Here is a 16960-nt window from a genome sequence, read left to right as displayed (position 1 = left end):
ATGTGTTCTAAATAAAATTTAGTGAGACCCTTCCGCAAGGTCTGCAATTTCTTGTTCTGAGAATGCTCCCTGATAAATCCGCAACTCATCCATTAAGCCTTTGTATGGGGTATCCCACCAATTTACTCCCAGGCTAAAGAGGCTGTCAGTAGTCGTGAACGTATTCGGGAATCCTGTACCTATAAACTTTTGCTCACCATCAACATAGACCGTTATCGTACCGTTACCAACAGTGAAAGCGAGATGTGTCCAGTCATTAGTGCCAATTTGCAATCCGGTCGCAGCATCATACCATGTAGATCCTGCTGACCAGACCATCGTGTTATTGTTGACATCACCGTGACCTTTCGGGACTAAGCTTACCCAATTACTAGAATCCCTGGCACCAAAGAAGGTGGTTGTATAGGTGGTTAATTGTTCTGGATTCAACCAAATCGAAACGGAATACTCATCACCTAAAATAAGGCCATTCGGCAGCCGAACACCTGTTGAACCATTAAACAACGCTGCATCTCCGACTACACCGCTAGTGTAGGTAATAGTTCCACCTGTATTATTGATTCGATCGCCAGTGATTGTACCTGCATCAAAGTTACCGGTACTGTCGATAAGGTTATCTTCAAAAGCGTAATGAGCAATTAACCCTTCTTCTTTTTCTGGCAGAACAGTTATTGTAAAATTTTTGGAGGCTGTAATATCACCTTTAGTAATGGTTGCTGTTATTATAGCCGTCGCATTTTCAGAGCTTGCTTCCGGCCGATGAACGATGCCCTCGTCCGTTACAACTTCAGGATTAGAGGAACTCCAGGAGATTTCTGTCTCTCGTGTACCCTCTGTAGGAAGTGTCAAGTCATCAACAACGTTACTTGTATCTCCGAGGTTCAAATCCTCCTGGACATCCTCGACGATTTGTTCATCTGATCTGTTCGAAATCATCTTACTGCCCCAGATAGCGACACCCTCTTTCGACAAAGCACAGAATGTCATTTTATAGCTTTCCGATGTTGGGTCCCATTGGCGTAGAAACACCCCGTGATAAGTGACGCCATCCACAGTGAGCGCTGCACTGTTATAGCCTGTTCTTTTCCATTTCCCACTAACTTCCCCTGAAACCTTATTGTTTTTGTCCAGACTAATCGTTACAGATTCTTTAATATCTGCAGAAATATCTTTCCCATGATCAATAAATTTGTAATCGCCTACGATATCTTTTCGGTAAACCTTTTCAAGTGTTTCGCCTCCGTATCTATATGGCGCAACGACCGGCCAGCCATCCTTGTTCATAAACATCTGGTGAACCCGAATTTCATGAGTCTCGCCTCTCTCCGGAAAGCGTGAATGGAATATTAAAAATTGTTGACCTGTTTGAGCATCATAATATACAGAGTTATGACCTGGTGAAACATAACCGGTACCGATACCGGTTCCAGGGTCACCGATCTTTCTTTCAAACAAGTGATTGCCCATTAATTTTACGCCATATGGTTCGATGGAACGGTCATCAAAAATAGTACCGGGTTTGCCATGAACATCAATCATGTTGTTGCCTTCTGCATCGTAATACGGTCCATCAGGGTTTTTGGATCGAGCCACCCGCATATTGTAACCACCATCTGAAGTAAGTCCGCCGAATGAGAAATACATGTAATAATAGTCGGTTTCAGGATGATATTGAATATATGGACCTTCGATTCTGCTGTGGTTTCCACCCATCAGCTTTTTACCATACCCTTGACCCGGAAGAGGTTTTCCCGTTTCAGAATCCATTTCCAGTATGAAAATGCCCCCAGAATAAGAACCATACATCATCCAAAGCTTCCCATTCTTATCAAAAAAGGTATGAGGATCTACTACATTCGGATGCTTTGTAGCATCATAATTTTCGGGATATAGGCCCTCATCATAAGGTGTTCCATCCACATCAGATTCTTCATCAGTCATCCCAGACTTCAAAATAATCCCCAAGTCTTCATATGGACCTTCTACATTGTCAGCTACCGCAACTCCCATTGCTGATCTTGGGGAATCTCCTCTACATGTGTTGTAATACATATAAAACTTGCCGTCTTCCAGCTGAACAACATCCGCTGCCCATAGCGTGTCCGATTCCGCCCATGATAGCGTTTCTTCTAATTCCTGCGTTACATCATCAAATAATGGATTATCGGGATTAACCCCTGATGCAACAAGTTCCCACTGTTGGAAGTCCTTCGTTTTTGCTGCAGCCAAGTGTGAACCGAATACATAAAAGGTGTCATCTACCTTGATTACTGAAGGATCATGTCCAGATGCATCTATAAACACAGGCGCCTCCTCTTGTAGTCCATCATCATGTTGATGACTGTCACTATTTGCAACCGCTGAGCCCGGCAAAGTAACCATTAAAAAAGCCAGAAAGAATTTCCCGCAAAAAAAATTTTTCATACTCGTACTATTCTCCTCTCAGTTATACCTAGATAAAGAATCGAGCCTCCATTGTTGTTAGGTGATAAAGTTACAAGGCACATAAAATGATGTGCCTTGTAATCTAATCATTCCTTATTGGCTTTCAGTGTTTCTTCTGCTTGCTTAAGCGCTTCCTCTGGTGTTTGCGATTGTTGTCTGATTACACTGTTAAACACGTTTGTATTAAACTCAGTCGCAACATCCGGGGTGTTTGGTGTAATATTGACAGCATTGATTTCATCTTTAATTTCAACAAGGGTATCAAATATATCTTTACCGAAATATTGATAATACTTGTTATTTTCTCGAATCGCTTCACTTCCCCAAACATCCCAGCGTGGAGGATCAAACCCTAAGACCTTCCACAGTTGTATATTGGCTTCTTTTGTAAGCTTTGCAAATGCTAAGAACTCTTTTGCAAGTTCAGCATGTTCCGTTTGGTTTGTGATAACAGTACCTGTCCCACCCATTCCAGCAGAACGGTAGCCGCCTTCTTCCCATGCAGGCATTGGACGGATGACCATTTTACCTTTAAGGTCTGGCATGTAATCTAGGAATCTTCCCATATACCACATTGGCATATTGATCGCTGCAGCTCCACCTTCATTCATAAATGCGTAAAATTCTTCCGCATGTTTCTCACCACCAGGCGTCAACTTTGCAATTTTATGCTTATTAACCTGGTCATTCAGAAACTTAAGTGTCTTTACATTCGTTTCATTATTTACTGTAAGTTCTCCATTTTCGTTAAAAAAATCTGAACCTTGCTGGGAAATCATAGACCATAAATTAAGGTAATCATCTGTATCAATCGTTGTCATAACCGCGTCTGTATTTTCAACCACCTTCTTACCAGCTTCATTGAAGTCATCCCAAGTTTTAATGGAATTGATATCCACTCCGGCTTTGTCCATAATATCTTTATTGTAATACATGACAGAAGCCCCGACATGAGTTGGCAAACCGTAATATTTGCCATCCTTAGCATAGATGTCGAAACGTGAGGTAACGAACTTGTCTTTAACCGGATCAACATATTCATTCATTGGCAACATCTGCGGCTCACCTTGCAGATAATTTGGAAAACGGCTGATCTCAATATCTGCTATATCGGGCGCACCTGTACCAGATTGTAATGCTAACAGCAGATTGTTATGCATTTGATCGTATGGGTACGTCTCAGCAACCAATTTGATCGGCTTGTCCGGGTGTGCTTTATTCCAACGAGGTACAGCGTCCTTAAAGAAGTCCATGTGTAATTCTACAAATGTCCAATATTTAAGTTCAGTAGCATTTTCTACATCGCCACCAATCACTTCTAATTCTTGTGCTTCTCCGGTGCTTTGCTTATCACCACTACAAGCCACTAATACCAATGCCATTAATCCTAAAAGCGAAACTAAAGTACTTGCTTTCCTCATAATCCTCCCCCTTTACCATAATTTTCAAATTTAAAAAGATGATATTCTAACAAAACCGTTAAAACTATTACCACCCCCTAAATTGATGAAAATGATTACAACAAACAATAACTATTCCTTTTAATGGAATAATCAGGATGGAGTTTGATCCAATTTCCAAAAAATCCTCATAGAGAACCACATACATCCCAATGCAGCAACACTAATTGAGAAAAACGGGATCACTCCGGGATAAACCAGAGAGAAATACATGACTGCAAAAACTACCAATCCACTCGCAAACGTATAATGAATCTTAGTCAAACCGATAATCAATGCGTTTTTTATTTGTTGAAACCAAGTTGCATGATAGTGTGCTAATAATGGAAAAGACCATAAAACAATAATGATGTAGAAAAATAGAACAAGATAGAAAATAAATGGAATCACAAATATGATTTCACCCGCTGAATTGACAATGACCTGATAATTAAGATAAAGCAATGCACCCACAACGGACAATAACCACCCTAAGATATTAGCACTAGCGAACTCTTGGCGGTATATCTGCTTAAAAGTACGCCATATCTTAATATCCTGTTCTCCGTTGAGCAATTTTCTCGATACCCCTAACGCTGCCACTGTCGCTGGGAAAACACCGCCAACGAAGAATCCTAGAAGTGAATAGAAGAACCACAATACATTGATCGCGGCAAGGCGCATAATCCATCGGAGAATAAGATCAAGTGTGGTTACGATTTGTTTACCATTCATTGTGCTGCCACCTCTTTATTCTTTCTTTCAAGTTCCATCTATCCTTTAACCCCTCCAACTGTAAGTCCCGCGACAAAGTAGCGTTGGAAGAAAATGAAAAGGATGATAATAGGAACAATGGTCATCACAGACCCTGCGATCAATACATCATAATTGTTACCATATGGTGTTAATAAAGTAGCCAATCCGATCGGTAAGGTGAACATATCATTCGATCGTAATACAATGAGTGGCCAGAGAAAGTTATTCCAGCTATGTAACCCTTGTAAAATTGCCATTGCCGCTAAAGAAGGGGTCATAAGCGGGAACATGATTTTAAAGAAAATGCCGTATTCAGTAGAGCCATCAATTCTTGCTGCATCCATCAACTCTTTAGGTAGACCTAAACAATATTGTCTAAAGAAGAAGACTGCTATAGGTGCGACAATGGCCGGAAGTACAACGGCTGCATACGTATTGATCAACTGCATACTGATCATCAACTGGAAAAGCGGTAACATCAAAATTTCAAAGGGTACCATCAATATGAATAAAACGAGGGTAAAGAAAAGGTTTTTCCCTTTAAAGTCGTATAGAGCCAAAGCATATCCAACCATAGACGAGAAAAATAAGGAGAGAATAATCGTTATTGCTGAAATAGCCAAACTATTTCCGTACCATGCCCAATAATCAGCTGCTTGCGTGAATATATAAGTATAGTTATCCAAGTTCAATGTACTCGGATCAAAGGTCAAACTAATCCCATTACGCATCAATTCAGTAGAAGGTCTAAATGAAGAAAGCAATAAACTGAGGATTGGAAATAACGCAATAAAAGCGATGATGCAAAAGCCAATATTCGCTACCCATTTTAATGATTGGCTATCCTTGTGTTCCATTTATTCATCCCCCCTTTTGAAAGCACCTGTCAGAATCAGTTGAACGAAGCTGATAACGAAAATGATCAACATCAATACAACACCGATAGCTGCTCCAAATCCCATATCATTTTGTTGAATACCTTGTTGATAAAGATAACCGACCACTGTCAAACCTATATTCCCAGGTGAACCTGCTGGCCAGAAAACGAAGCTTTCTTCAAACATTCTAAATCCTGCAATGATCGATATCGTTGTGACAAAGATCGTGACTGGCTTTAAAAATGGGAGGGTGACATATATGAACCTCTGAAATGCATTCGCTCCATCAATCTCCGCTGCCTCATACATTTCCTTAGGGATATTTTGTAAGGCAGCAAGGAAATATAGAATGTTTACCCCCATCCATCGCCATGAGCATAACAGCACCATCAAGAACATGCCCGACCAAGCGTTATATCTCCAATCGACAGACTCCAACCCAATCCAATTAAGGAATTGGTTTGCTGCTGCAGAATCAGATTCTCCAAACAAAAGCCGGAACACCATACCAGCCACAATGGTAGAAGTTAATGCAGGGACGAATAACGAAGACCTGAACAACGTTTTAAATCTTACAAACTTGGAATCTAGTAAAACAGCTATGATAATTGGAAGCGTTACCAAAATTAACACTGTTAAAATGACATAAATAGTTGTATTCGATAGCGCTTTATAAAAAGTAGGATTGAAGATTCTAGAATAGTTCTCTATTCCAATAAATGTGATTTGGCCAGGCAAGACACTCTGAAAGCTCATGATGATCGCTTGAATAGATGGATATAACGATAAAATTAAGAATGAAATAATAAACGGGGCTACAAGAATATAGGGTACTACCTTTTTAGAATTCAAAAACTTAACTAAACGATTAGGTCCTTTAATCGCTATTACATCCTGTTTTGTGCTCTTGGTTGTAGGTAACATCAAAACCACCTCCTTATTGGTCACTTCACAATCATGATTTTTTTAAGCGAATGACGTTCCAAGATGTTTTTGGTAATCTAGCCTCCAACATGCCTTCTTCCAATGTGGATTGGCCATTTCCATGTGGAGTTACTACCTGATTAGACGCTGTATTTACCGCTTTCAAATCATCATTTTCAAGAACGATATGCTCTACTAAGCTATATCCTTCAAAACTTCTCACATCACTAGATACTGTGATAGACTCTTCCAGGTTTTTGTTTACCATAAAGATCGTCACTTCATCTTTTTCCTCATTGTAAACAGCGGCACTATCTATAAAAGGAACGTCCGTAAAATCTTTGCTGTCATACTTTGGAGACGAAAGAATTGGTTTTATCGATACCCCTCGACCATAAACAGATGCATGCATATAAGGATAAAAGATCGTTTGTTTCCACGAACGCCCATTATTTTCGGTCATGATAGGTGCAATTACATTGACTAATTGCGCCAAACATGCCATTTTCACTCGATCTGCATGCTGTAAGAATGTGATTAGCATACTTCCAACTAATAGAGCGTCTTCGAAGTTATAATGATCTTCCAATTGTGGTGGTGCAATCGTCCATGGTTCAATTTTCTTGTCTGCTTCCCTAGAGTGATACCAAACATTCCACTCATCAAAACTTAAGTTGATCGTCTTTTTACTGCGGTGTTTCGCTTTGATATAATCACAGGTAGATATGACAGTCTTGATAAAGTGGTCCATATCCATATTTTTAGCTAAATAGTTTGCAGGATCATTTGCATGATTACCGTAATATTGATGAAGCGAGATATAATCTACTTCCTCATATGCGTGGTCAAGAGTAGTTGCTTCGTATTCCGGGAAGGTTGGCATTCCTGTGTTCGAACTGCCGCATGCTACTAATTCAATCGTCGGGTCTACTAATTTCATAGCTTTCGCCGTTTCTTTCGCTATTCTTCCATATTCGTGAGCTGTCTTATGACCGATTTGCCAGGGTCCATCCATCTCATTTCCAAGACACCAAGTCTTAATGCTATGAGGAGCTTCATAACCATGGGATTTTCTTAAATCGCTCCAATATGTACCACCAGGGTGATTCGTATACTCCAATAGGTTTCTAGCTGCATCGATACCTCTAGTTCCTAAATTAACAGCCATCATTACTTCAGAATTAACTTTCTTTGCCCAATCCGCAAACTCATTCGTCCCTAGTTCATTCGTTTCAGTAGTGCGCCAAGCTAATTCTAAACGACGTGGTCGATCTTCTATAGGCCCAACACCATCCTCCCAGTTATAACCTGACACGAAATTTCCACCAGGATACCTGACTATTGGAACGTTTAGTTCTTTAACTAAATCAATTACATCCTTACGAAATCCTTGTTCATCTGATTCTGGATGCTCTGGCTCATAAATCCCTCCATAAACAGCTCGACCAAGGTGTTCAATAAAGGATCCATAAATCCGTTCATCCACCTTAGCGATCTCATAATTTTTGTCTAATGTCATTTTTGCCTTTAATTGATCAGTCATTCCAATCACTCCTTATGAATAAAAGGTAATTTTTCTTGAATTTAATTGTATCCGCTTTCAAAACTTATACAGGTCTATCCATTGTTGATCCAAAACCAGGGTACTTTGATGTACGAACATATATCTAAAAATGGTAATTAAATATCAAATATGTACGTATAAGTTATGATATGTTAGATTATATACAATTGTTCGGAAAATTTCAATGTTTTTGAATATTAAATAAAATAATGTTCTTTAATGTCAAAGTTAAAAGGATTGACTCAAATGAATAGAGTCAACCCTTTTAAAATGGTGCCTTTTTTAATTAATTTCACTTGTGGAATTTCGAATGATCAGTTTAGGTTCAAATATAACAGATTCTACCTCATTCTGTTTCTTTTGATTACCACTTGTTTCTTTAATCATATCTAACATTACTCTTGCAGCCGTTTCCCCTATCTTGCTTTGAGGGTGTTCAATGGTGGTTAATTTCACCTCAGAGACTTTAGCTAAAAATGAATCATCATAGCCAACGATCGAAATATCCTCTGGTACTTGTAAATTTTTCTCCCGAAGAACATCCAATAAATTGATTGCAAGCTCATCATTATAACAAACGATTCCAGTGGGTCTGTCGCCATTGGTTTGTTTTAAAAGTTTATCTAGTTCTTCTACTGGTTTTTGTTTCTTTTCAATGGTGTTATAAGAGATGATATTTTTTGGGTTGATGGATAGATGATGTTTCCGGTGAGCTTTAATATAACCTTTCATCCTTTTAGACCCTTGGATATCATCCGTTTTAAAAAAACCTACGATGTTGCTATGGCCCTGTTTAATGAGATGTTCCGTTTGGATGTATCCCCCTCTTTCATCATCCATAACTACGTTAATCGGTTCAAGCTCGTCATAGTAAGCATTGATCATGATATATGGGATATTCAATCGCTCTAAATTCAAATAATAATTAATATTAGGATTAGCAAAAGCACTTTTTGTTGGTTCTACAATGACCCCATCATACTGTTGGGCAATGATTCTTTCTAAAGACCGCCTTTCACTATCATGATCATTATTCGTACTAAATAAAGTGACATGATAGTCATTATCACTTAAGTAAGATTCAGCACCCCTTATTATTGAAGGAAAAATATAGTCTGATATATATGTTGTAATGATCGCTATATTCCTTGAACTGCCACCATTGTTGCTTCCTTCTTTTGCTGATCTATCCGCACAAAAGGTACCTGCTCCTTGTTCCCGATAAAGCCACCCCTGGTTAACTAATTCTCCTATCGCTAACCTGATGGTATGCCTGCTTACATTAAACGTTTTCATCATTTCGCTCTCTGAGCTGATCTTTTGATTAGGCTGAAATGTACCGTCTAGAATTTTAGACATAATCGCTTTCTTGACAATATTGTATTTGGTTTCCATGCATACACCCCAAAAAAACTGTAAGTTATTCGTACAAATATCATTTTTCTTAAATAGTATTAAGTTTTCATGAATTGATAATGGCATAAATTGCAAATATTCACAACTTATACAACTTCACAACGATCAAACATATCATACAGCAATTCCCAAAGATCCCAAAAGTCATCTGTCATCCGCCACATATTTGCGTTTTCTTCAAACAGGTTCGAATGTTCAAGTGGTGCAGGACCTGGAGACAAGCTTAATACCATCGGACGACCACAACGATCAATAGCCTTTCTGATCATTATGATTTCATCGATGTGTTTACCGTAAAGCTTCGAATCTGCAATATCATCCACTTTGACAAAATCCACTTCCCACTCAGCATAATGCCTAAACAATGAGTCATAGTATTCTTGAGCACCTTCCCTTGAACCATCTACTCCGTACATATCTGTATTCCATGGGCAAATGGAATTTGGCTTAGCGATTTCCCTTGCCGTTATATCTGTTCCTAGTATCTTTGTATTTTGGTGTACAGCTTGACGAGGAATCCCTCTCATAATATGGAGTCCGAATTTTAGGCCAAGACTATGTATGTATTCAGCTAGTGGCTTAAAACCTTTTCCACCATGGACTGAAGGAAAACGATTCACTGCTAGAATCAATCTAGAGTATTCATCCGTTTCTAATGGAACGAATGGACGATACACTGAAGAAACAGCGCTAGGTTCTGACCATTGAATATCAAAAACAATATATTCCCATCCATATCTTTTCAGATGTGTCGCCATATACTCCGCGTTTCCCTTGACTTCATCTTCTTTAACTGTTGCACCATAACAGTCCCAGCTATTCCACCCCATTGGAGGTGTTAATGCATATTGATGATGTTTCAAATTATATCTACCCTTCATTCGGTAAGTTAAAATGATCAGTTGAACGGATATGTTTTTTCGTGTTATTATTTTACTTATACGTACGTCTAGATTAGATAAAATCTATTAATTTGTCAATAAAACGGTTTTCTGAATGATCTCACTGAATTCGCGCTTAACTAATTTATAAAGCAAATCTTCTTTTTAATATATGAAGGTTGTGTATTCTTTCATTATTCAATCACAATTGTAATGGTGTTAACAATATGATTGGAGGACTAGTAGATATGAAGGTAGTAACAAGTTGGTATATTCGGAATGGCGAGTGGGCTTTTATTTTATTTCTATTAAATATGTTATGGTTTTTATGTTCTTTATCAGGGCTTATTGTACTCGGTGTATTTCTAGCTACTGTAGCCATGTTTGCAGTAACGAGAAAATTAATCATGTCAGAAGAGAAAATATCTATCTTTTATATTGTATTGGAAGACATTCAAAGCTGAGTTCTTCAAATCCAATCTACTCGGGTATATATTTTTAGCAGCAGGCTGGTATATCCAGCGTTAGCATTAAGATGATCCAGCAACAATTCCCATCATCCGTCAAGCTTCTACAAGTCTTTTTGTTACTTCAATATCTTCCCTGGAAGGGTTTGTGTCTTAAGAAGGATACTGGTGACAAAGGATGATGGCTGGCTGCACTGTTATTTAGGATTGCACTTTTGTTGAATACTTCCCTGGGATGAACGATACTTGCATTGATTGATCCTACGTGGCAACGATGAACAGCAACAACTCTGTTTTTCGTATTGAGGCACATGACAAAAAATGCTTACGATCATCTTCCCCGATAAATCCAGCAGCCACTCTTGCATCATCTTCTGGAGAACGTATAATGTGTGTTTGCCCTCCTTCCAGCTCTGAAATCACCTGTCTAATCCGTTGAATTTCATAAATTGTTTCCATCATGAAACAGCTGCTTTCTTGGTTTGAAAAGAAAGGAATTTTTGCGAAAACGAGTGAAAAGGAATACGAAAATATGCGTAAGCATCAAGTGGGAAGTCACGGATAGTACAAAACCCAATGACTTAGCCAGCGTATTCAGGTCATTTTTCACCTTAGGTACGCTGGATTAGCCGACTTGGTTTTGGAAGTGATCCTTTAACCATGTAGTCCTTTACTGAGTGATGACTAAATAAATGAACCTTCCATTTCGAACTTGATTAATTTGTACTTTCAAACCCTTTTCAAGACTTATAAAAATGTTAATATATCAAGGCTTTATCGGATCCTGCTTTCAATACAATTTATTTATTTTCAATCTCAATCGGCACAAATCGGCACGTTTTTTTCTTAAGACTCATACACTTCAAGGCATATATTAGATTTTTTATCAATTACTTCAGACTAATTTACATCCCATCTGTACTCCACTAATTGATTTAAAAAGGAATTTTAAATATAAAAAAATCCCCGTTTCTACATTGATCAATGATAGAAACAGGGGTTTTTCATAATCTCATTTTGGAAACAACAGCACTTTTCCTACACTTTTACGCTGCTCAATCCATTCGTGTGCTTTAGACGCCTCGCTTAGTGAAAAGCGTTCGCCAATCACCATTTGAATGTCCCCATTCGCTAGTAATGGAATCACTTTTTCCGCTGTTTTCTGTAAGGCTTCAGGTCGATATTTTCGATAGCTTCCTAAACTGTAGCCAACAACAGAACGACAGCTGGCAAACAGATTATTTGTTTCAATACGGTTTGTTTGGCCGCTTGCAGCACCATAATTGACGATGCAACCAAACATCCGAAGAATGGAGAAGCTTTTGTCAAAAACGCCTCCACCGATTGAATCAAGAACAATATCAACGCCTTTTCCATCTGTAGAAGCTCGCACCTTTTCAACGAAATCTTCTTCTTCGTAGTTAATGACATCATCTGCTCCAGCTGCTCTTGCAATGTCACGCTTTTGATCACTGCCAACTGTGCCAATAACACGACCTGCTCCAAATAATTTTGCCATTTGAATCGCAACAGTACCAACGCCGCCAGCTGCTGCATGAATCAGAACTGTTTCGCCTTTTGCAATCGAAGCTGCCTGCTGTAGTAAGTTATAAGCTGTAAACGACACAATCGGAAAAGCTGCCGCTGTTTCAACGTCAATTGTATCTGGAATTCGAAAGGTTAAGTTTCCTTCTGACACAAAATAATCAGCATAAGAGCCACTTCCTGGAAACGCAATCACTCGCTGACCTACTTTTACATTTGTAACATTAGAACCAACTTCTACAAGTGTTCCGGTACCATCTAATCCTGGAAGAATGGGCAGCTCAGGAACACCTGGATAAATCCCTTTACGAATTTTAATATCTGCAAAGTTAACGCTTGCTGCATCAGTCCGAATTAGAACTTGATTTTCATTAATCGTGGGCATCGGAACTTCTTTTGTTTCCAGCACATCTGGTCCGCCAAATTTTGTAATATATATTCCTTTCATACAGATATTCGCCCTTTCTCATGTGATGAAAAGGGAAGGTTTCTCTAACAAATGCTTACGATTATTTTAACAGCTTATCGGCAATTCCTTGTCTTAACTGCTGACCGCTTGACTTTACATGAGCACGCATCGCACGTTCCGCTTTCTCCATATCACCGCTTTTTATCGCTTCTACAACGAGTCTATGTTCTTCAAGTGAATCAAACACACGATGTGGCTGTTCAAGACTTAAATATACATAACGCGTGTATGGAATTTGATTAATTAGCAAATTAAAATGAAACTGCAGTTTTGAATTATCAGAGCCTCTCATAATTGCATCATGAAATTTTGAATTCGCTTTTATATAGCCATCTATATCCTCTTTTTCAACGCATTGTTCCATAGTCGAAAACGCTTCTTCAAGCTCAGAAAGCGCGGGAACATCACCGTGTTCAGCTAATAATGCCGCCGCAAGACCTTCAAGCGATTCTTTCACTGTAAACAATTCAAACAATTCCTTTTGGGTAGGCTTTGATACACACGTACCAACGCGAGAAATAATTTCAACGAGCCCTTCACGCTGGAGCTGTTTTAATGCTTCACGCACAGGCGTTCTGCTAATGCCAAATTTCTCAGAAAGAAGAGCTTCTGATAATTTCTCCCCAGGTCGATAACGGCCTGCAACAATTGCCTCACGCAGTGCATTCGTCACTTGTAAAGAAATGCTTTCCTTTTCAATTGAATAATTGTCATCCATCTATTTCACCCCATTTTTCTCTTATCTATAATGTACCATACAAGGTTCAATTATTTCATTTTTATTTGTATAGACACATTAATAAGAAGTGTTTATCGTCAAGAAGAGGTGATAGATGGGTTAAGGTCCTTAGTTTTTATTCCAAACGATTAATTTTAATTCTGTCATTTCTTCAATCGTATATTTAATGCCTTCTCGTCCTAATCCGCTTTCTTTTACGCCGCCATATGGCATATGATCAACTCGGAATGTTGGAATATCATTAATCATGACCCCGCCAACGTGAAGTTTCTCTGAAGCTTCAAGCGCGGTGAAAACATCATTCGTATAAATCCCCGCCTGCAGACCGTAACGTGAATCATTCACAAATTGATAAGCTTCTTCCATTGACTGTATTTTATTAATTAACACAATCGGTGCAAACACTTCTTGACACGATACTTTTAAGGAAGAATCGGCTTCTAAAATCACTGTTGGATAAAGGACATTGCCTTCTGCTTTACCTCCAAGAGCAACCTTTGCGCCGCCTTCTTTCGCTTCTTCAATCCAAGCTAGGGAACGCTCGACATCATTTCGGGTAATTAAAGCTGATACATCTGTTGTTGGATGTAGTGGATCACCGATTTTCAACTGACTGGTCTGTTCAACAAAGCGCTCCACAAACGATTCATACACTTCTTCATGCACATAAATTCGCTGCAGTGAAATACAAACTTGTCCTTGAAAAGAAAACGCCCCTGTCACACAGCGTGAAATGATTTTATCAATCTCAACATTTTTGTCGACGATAACAGCTGAGTTTGAACCAAGCTCTAAAATCACTCGCTTTAAGCCGGCTTTATTGCGAATACCTATTCCAACAGCTGGACTTCCCGTAAACGTTACAACACTAACGCGATCATCTGTCGTGATTTTCTCCCCCACAACGCGGCCGCTTCCTGTCACAATATTGATTGCTCCTTTTGGTAAGCCGGCTTCCTCGAGCAGTTCTCCTAAAAATAAAGAAGAAAGCGGTGTTTGTGACGCTGGTTTTAGAACGATTGTATTTCCCGCTGCAAGAGCTGGTCCTACTTTATGAGCAACAAGATTCATTGGAAAGTTAAACGGCGTTATCGCTGTGACGATGCCAAGCGGCTCACGAACTGTATAAGCCACTCTTCCTTCCCCGCCTTGTGCCGCATCTAACGGAAGGGTTTCACCGTAGATTCGTTTTGCTTCTTCTGCAGCAAATTTATACGTTGCAATTGTTCGTGCTACTTCTGCTTTTGCTGTTGTGATTGGTTTTGCCGCTTCTTTTGCAATGATTTCAGCCGCTTCAGCCGCTCTCTCTTCGATTAAACGGACGAGATTTTCTAAAATGGCTGCACGCTCATGCGCTGACATTTTTGCCATCACTTCCCGCGCTTTATCAGCGGCTTCAATCGCTTGATCCACTTCTTTTTCAGAAGCTTGTGGAATTTCTGCAATCACTTCTTCTGAATATGGTGATGTTAATGATTGATAATGATTTCCTTCGATCCATTCTCCGTTAATGAAAAACTTCTTTTTCAAGATCGTCACCTTCTATCTTCTATTATCGTTTGTGTGGTACTGCCAAAATTCTTCTAATTGATTTGTAAGTCCACCGTGCCCAAATAGGACTTTTCCTGATCGATTTCTTTCATAAAACTCTATGGGTAACGATCTAAAAAACGTCATCATGATTGACCTCCTGTGAACAATATGAGTGACACCTTTTTCATAAAACCAAGCATCAATCGTATTGTATATACCTCGATTGATCCCGTATTTTTCTTCACATAATTTTACAAAAGCTAAATCAGGTAAATGAATCTCTGCTTCCGCTACAAGATGCATTACTTCCCCCTACGCTTACCATTACTACACAGATACTTTATGAATAAGACCAAAACGCGTTTCAACATACGCAGCATCACTACGAATTTGCGTAATTAATTTCTCTAAATACGGAAACGCTTTCTCTTCTCTTATAAAAAAGCATACCTCAACCGTCAGTGTTTCACCGTAAATAAATTGATCAAAGTTCAGAATGTGAACCTCATGATGGACGTCAACACCACTGTCATCAAAAGAAGGTCGAACACCAACATTCATAATTCCCTCATACTCTTTGTCTTTATATTTTACTTTTACACCGTATACGCCTCTATGAAGTGAAACATCTTTTTGTTCAATTGCTAGATTAGCAGTTGGAAAACCTATCGTTCTACCTAACTGTCTTCCTTTAATTACAGATCCTGATAATGTACAAATTCGATTTTTTTGCTGTTCCTCAAGAAGCGTACTAATCGGTATAAATGGAATATGATATGCACGGGCAAGCTCTTCTACTTCTTGACGTGTTGACATGCTGCCTCTGTCATTTAAAATTTCACAAAGAAAAGTAGTCGGATTGTGCGCTGTTTTCTTCGCTAAATCGATTGACGCTTCTACAACATCGATGCGATCTAATAGACCATTTTTCTTACTAATTATCGGAAAAATATGACCCGGTCTTTTAAAATCGCTTGGCACTGTGTGACGATTTGTAATGGCTTTAATCGTATCAGCTCTTTCAAATGCTGAAATGCCAGTTGTTGTTGTTTTATAATCAACGGAAGCCGTAAAGTTTTTCTTTCGGCTATTCGTATTGTTTTCTACCATTAACGGTAGCTGCAGGCGATGTGCTGTCTTCTCATCAATACAAACATAAATTAATCCTTGACCAATTTTCGTCATAAGATTAACGTCTACAGCACTTACTTTTTCAGCTAGTCCTACAAGAGCACCACTGTTTGTTTCAAGGTCGTCAAATAAAATAATAAGTTCACCATTTCCTAACGCAGAAGCACTTTGTTTCATATGCTCCGCCTCCTTCTCATGATTGAAACTACTATCCTTCTTACCCTTTTAATGCCTGCTGCATAAATACGAGTTCTTTTGCAAGATTTGTCATTCGATCTAAAACGTCTTGATCGACAATTTCTTTCTTTTCATTAAAGTGACTATCATTGGCATACACATAACTCGGTGTCACATAAGCTCGTAAATAGCCGGCAATTGGCTTTAATTGATTTTCAATCACTAGATAATGCTGATACGTGCCGCCAGTTGCGATAAATCCCATTACTTTATTTCGAAAGACGGAAACGGGAACTAAATCAAAAATATTTTTTAATGAACCTGTAAACGAGCCGTTAAAAATCGGTGTTCCGATCAAATAAAAATCAGCTGAAGCGATCTTATCAATCACTTTTTTCGTATCTCCCGTATAAGTAGAAGGATCACGTCCATCACAAAACTGTACATCATAGTCTTTTAAATCTAACAGCTCTACTTCTATTTCTGGATGATGCTTATTCACTTCTTCTAATACATTACTAACAATGATCCCAGGCTTTGAGCCTGTAATCGTTCCTGAAATTCCTAATAGTTTCATAGCGATACTCCTTCCAGTT

Annotated in this window: 17 protein-coding genes and 1 pseudogene; 2 read left to right on the top strand and 16 right to left on the bottom strand. The window is 38.8% G+C overall.

Features of this window, described 5'->3' with window-relative positions:
* Window positions 1-18: 18 nt before the first annotated feature.
* The 8 genes and pseudogenes from ACJROX_RS14525 to ACJROX_RS14490 all read right to left on the bottom strand — a co-directional run.
* Window positions 19-2424: a family 43 glycosylhydrolase gene (locus tag ACJROX_RS14525; RefSeq protein WP_408011398.1), complete on the bottom strand. Its 2406-nt coding sequence runs from the start codon at window positions 2422-2424 to the stop codon at window positions 19-21.
* Window positions 2425-2531: 107 nt separating this feature from the next.
* On the bottom strand, window positions 2532-3866 hold the full coding sequence (locus ACJROX_RS14520) for an ABC transporter substrate-binding protein (RefSeq protein WP_408011397.1): 1335 nt from the start codon (window positions 3864-3866) through the stop codon (window positions 2532-2534).
* Window positions 3867-3998: 132 nt separating this feature from the next.
* Window positions 3999-4619, bottom strand: coding sequence for a YesL family protein (locus ACJROX_RS14515; RefSeq protein ID WP_408011396.1), 621 nt, complete (start codon window positions 4617-4619; stop codon window positions 3999-4001).
* 38 nt (window positions 4620-4657) lie between these two features.
* Entirely contained in the window at window positions 4658-5497 is an 840-nt protein-coding gene (locus ACJROX_RS14510; RefSeq protein WP_408011395.1) for a carbohydrate ABC transporter permease, read from the bottom strand.
* Complete coding sequence (locus ACJROX_RS14505) at window positions 5498-6442, bottom strand: carbohydrate ABC transporter permease (RefSeq protein ID WP_408011394.1); 945 nt, start codon at window positions 6440-6442, stop codon at window positions 5498-5500.
* 31 nt (window positions 6443-6473) lie between these two features.
* Window positions 6474-7985 (bottom strand): alpha-N-arabinofuranosidase, encoded by a 1512-nt coding sequence (locus tag ACJROX_RS14500; RefSeq protein ID WP_408011393.1) that lies wholly within the window; start codon window positions 7983-7985, stop codon window positions 6474-6476.
* Window positions 7986-8288: 303 nt separating this feature from the next.
* Window positions 8289-9401, bottom strand: a complete 1113-nt coding sequence (locus ACJROX_RS14495; RefSeq protein ID WP_408011668.1) for a GntR family transcriptional regulator — start codon at window positions 9399-9401, stop codon at window positions 8289-8291.
* Between the two features lie 116 nt (window positions 9402-9517).
* Window positions 9518-10285, bottom strand: a pseudogene (locus tag ACJROX_RS14490) (glycoside hydrolase family 27 protein); the annotation flags it as partial.
* Between the two features lie 266 nt (window positions 10286-10551).
* Between ACJROX_RS14490 and ACJROX_RS14485 the strand changes: the two are divergent.
* The gene (locus ACJROX_RS14485) at window positions 10552-10767 is read left to right on the top strand and encodes a DUF624 domain-containing protein (protein ID WP_408011392.1); all 216 of its coding nucleotides are present in this window, start codon (window positions 10552-10554) and stop codon (window positions 10765-10767) included.
* A complete protein-coding gene (locus ACJROX_RS14480; RefSeq protein WP_408011391.1) occupies window positions 10742-10831 on the top strand; it encodes a hypothetical protein in 90 nt (29 codons plus the stop codon). Before ACJROX_RS14485 ends, ACJROX_RS14480 begins: the two co-directional genes overlap by 26 nt.
* A gap of 63 nt (window positions 10832-10894) precedes the next feature.
* Here the strand turns inward: ACJROX_RS14480 and ACJROX_RS14475 are convergent, their stop codons facing one another.
* From ACJROX_RS14475 to ACJROX_RS14440, 8 genes are all read right to left on the bottom strand, one after another.
* Window positions 10895-11083 carry a JAB domain-containing protein gene (locus ACJROX_RS14475; protein WP_408011390.1) on the bottom strand — a complete coding sequence of 63 codons (189 nt, stop codon included), beginning with the start codon at window positions 11081-11083 and terminating at the stop codon, window positions 10895-10897.
* Window positions 11032-11232, bottom strand: coding sequence for a hypothetical protein (locus ACJROX_RS14470; protein WP_408011850.1), 201 nt, complete (start codon window positions 11230-11232; stop codon window positions 11032-11034). The genes ACJROX_RS14475 and ACJROX_RS14470 overlap by 52 nt, the downstream gene beginning before the upstream one ends.
* Window positions 11233-11782: 550 nt before the next feature.
* On the bottom strand, window positions 11783-12763 hold the full coding sequence (locus ACJROX_RS14465; protein ID WP_408011389.1) for a zinc-binding alcohol dehydrogenase family protein: 981 nt from the start codon (window positions 12761-12763) through the stop codon (window positions 11783-11785).
* A gap of 61 nt (window positions 12764-12824) precedes the next feature.
* Entirely contained in the window at window positions 12825-13502 is a 678-nt protein-coding gene (locus ACJROX_RS14460) for a GntR family transcriptional regulator (protein WP_408011388.1), read from the bottom strand.
* 129 nt (window positions 13503-13631) lie between these two features.
* The gene (locus ACJROX_RS14455; RefSeq protein WP_408011667.1) at window positions 13632-15056 is read right to left on the bottom strand and encodes an aldehyde dehydrogenase family protein; all 1425 of its coding nucleotides are present in this window, start codon (window positions 15054-15056) and stop codon (window positions 13632-13634) included.
* Between the two features lie 9 nt (window positions 15057-15065).
* Entirely contained in the window at window positions 15066-15359 is a 294-nt protein-coding gene (locus ACJROX_RS14450; RefSeq protein ID WP_408011387.1) for a hypothetical protein, read from the bottom strand.
* A 24-nt stretch (window positions 15360-15383) separates the two neighbouring features.
* Entirely contained in the window at window positions 15384-16364 is a 981-nt protein-coding gene (locus tag ACJROX_RS14445; protein WP_408011386.1) for a 3,4-dihydroxy-2-butanone-4-phosphate synthase, read from the bottom strand.
* Window positions 16365-16404: 40 nt separating this feature from the next.
* Entirely contained in the window at window positions 16405-16941 is a 537-nt protein-coding gene (locus ACJROX_RS14440; protein ID WP_408011385.1) for an NADPH-dependent FMN reductase, read from the bottom strand.
* Window positions 16942-16960 lie beyond the last annotated feature (19 nt).

This window comes from Pseudalkalibacillus sp. A8 (genome assembly GCF_045920555.1).
Lineage (GTDB): Bacteria > Bacillota > Bacilli > Bacillales > Fictibacillaceae > Pseudalkalibacillus.
This window is presented reverse-complemented; position numbering and strand designations above follow the sequence as displayed.

What these genes read in the sequence shown, in the direction of transcription:
- ACJROX_RS14525 (WP_408011398.1), bottom strand. Translation starts at nt 2,424, where the DNA reads ATGAAAAATTTTTTTTGCGGGAAATTCTTTCTGGCTTTTTTAATGGTT.
- ACJROX_RS14520 (WP_408011397.1), bottom strand. Translation starts at nt 3,866, where the DNA reads ATGAGGAAAGCAAGTACTTTAGTTTCGCTTTTAGGATTAATGGCATTG.
- ACJROX_RS14515 (WP_408011396.1), bottom strand. Translation starts at nt 4,619, where the DNA reads ATGAATGGTAAACAAATCGTAACCACACTTGATCTTATTCTCCGATGG.
- ACJROX_RS14510 (WP_408011395.1), bottom strand. Translation starts at nt 5,497, where the DNA reads ATGGAACACAAGGATAGCCAATCATTAAAATGGGTAGCGAATATTGGC.
- ACJROX_RS14505 (WP_408011394.1), bottom strand. Translation starts at nt 6,442, where the DNA reads ATGTTACCTACAACCAAGAGCACAAAACAGGATGTAATAGCGATTAAA.
- ACJROX_RS14500 (WP_408011393.1), bottom strand. Translation starts at nt 7,985, where the DNA reads ATGACTGATCAATTAAAGGCAAAAATGACATTAGACAAAAATTATGAG.
- ACJROX_RS14495 (WP_408011668.1), bottom strand. Translation starts at nt 9,401, where the DNA reads ATGGAAACCAAATACAATATTGTCAAGAAAGCGATTATGTCTAAAATT.
- ACJROX_RS14485 (WP_408011392.1), top strand. Translation starts at nt 10,552, where the DNA reads ATGAAGGTAGTAACAAGTTGGTATATTCGGAATGGCGAGTGGGCTTTT.
- ACJROX_RS14475 (WP_408011390.1), bottom strand. Translation starts at nt 11,083, where the DNA reads ATGTGCCTCAATACGAAAAACAGAGTTGTTGCTGTTCATCGTTGCCAC.
- ACJROX_RS14470 (WP_408011850.1), bottom strand. Translation starts at nt 11,232, where the DNA reads ATGATGGAAACAATTTATGAAATTCAACGGATTAGACAGGTGATTTCA.
- ACJROX_RS14465 (WP_408011389.1), bottom strand. Translation starts at nt 12,763, where the DNA reads ATGAAAGGAATATATATTACAAAATTTGGCGGACCAGATGTGCTGGAA.
- ACJROX_RS14460 (WP_408011388.1), bottom strand. Translation starts at nt 13,502, where the DNA reads ATGGATGACAATTATTCAATTGAAAAGGAAAGCATTTCTTTACAAGTG.
- ACJROX_RS14450 (WP_408011387.1), bottom strand. Translation starts at nt 15,359, where the DNA reads ATGCATCTTGTAGCGGAAGCAGAGATTCATTTACCTGATTTAGCTTTT.
- ACJROX_RS14445 (WP_408011386.1), bottom strand. Translation starts at nt 16,364, where the DNA reads ATGAAACAAAGTGCTTCTGCGTTAGGAAATGGTGAACTTATTATTTTA.
- ACJROX_RS14440 (WP_408011385.1), bottom strand. Translation starts at nt 16,941, where the DNA reads ATGAAACTATTAGGAATTTCAGGAACGATTACAGGCTCAAAGCCTGGG.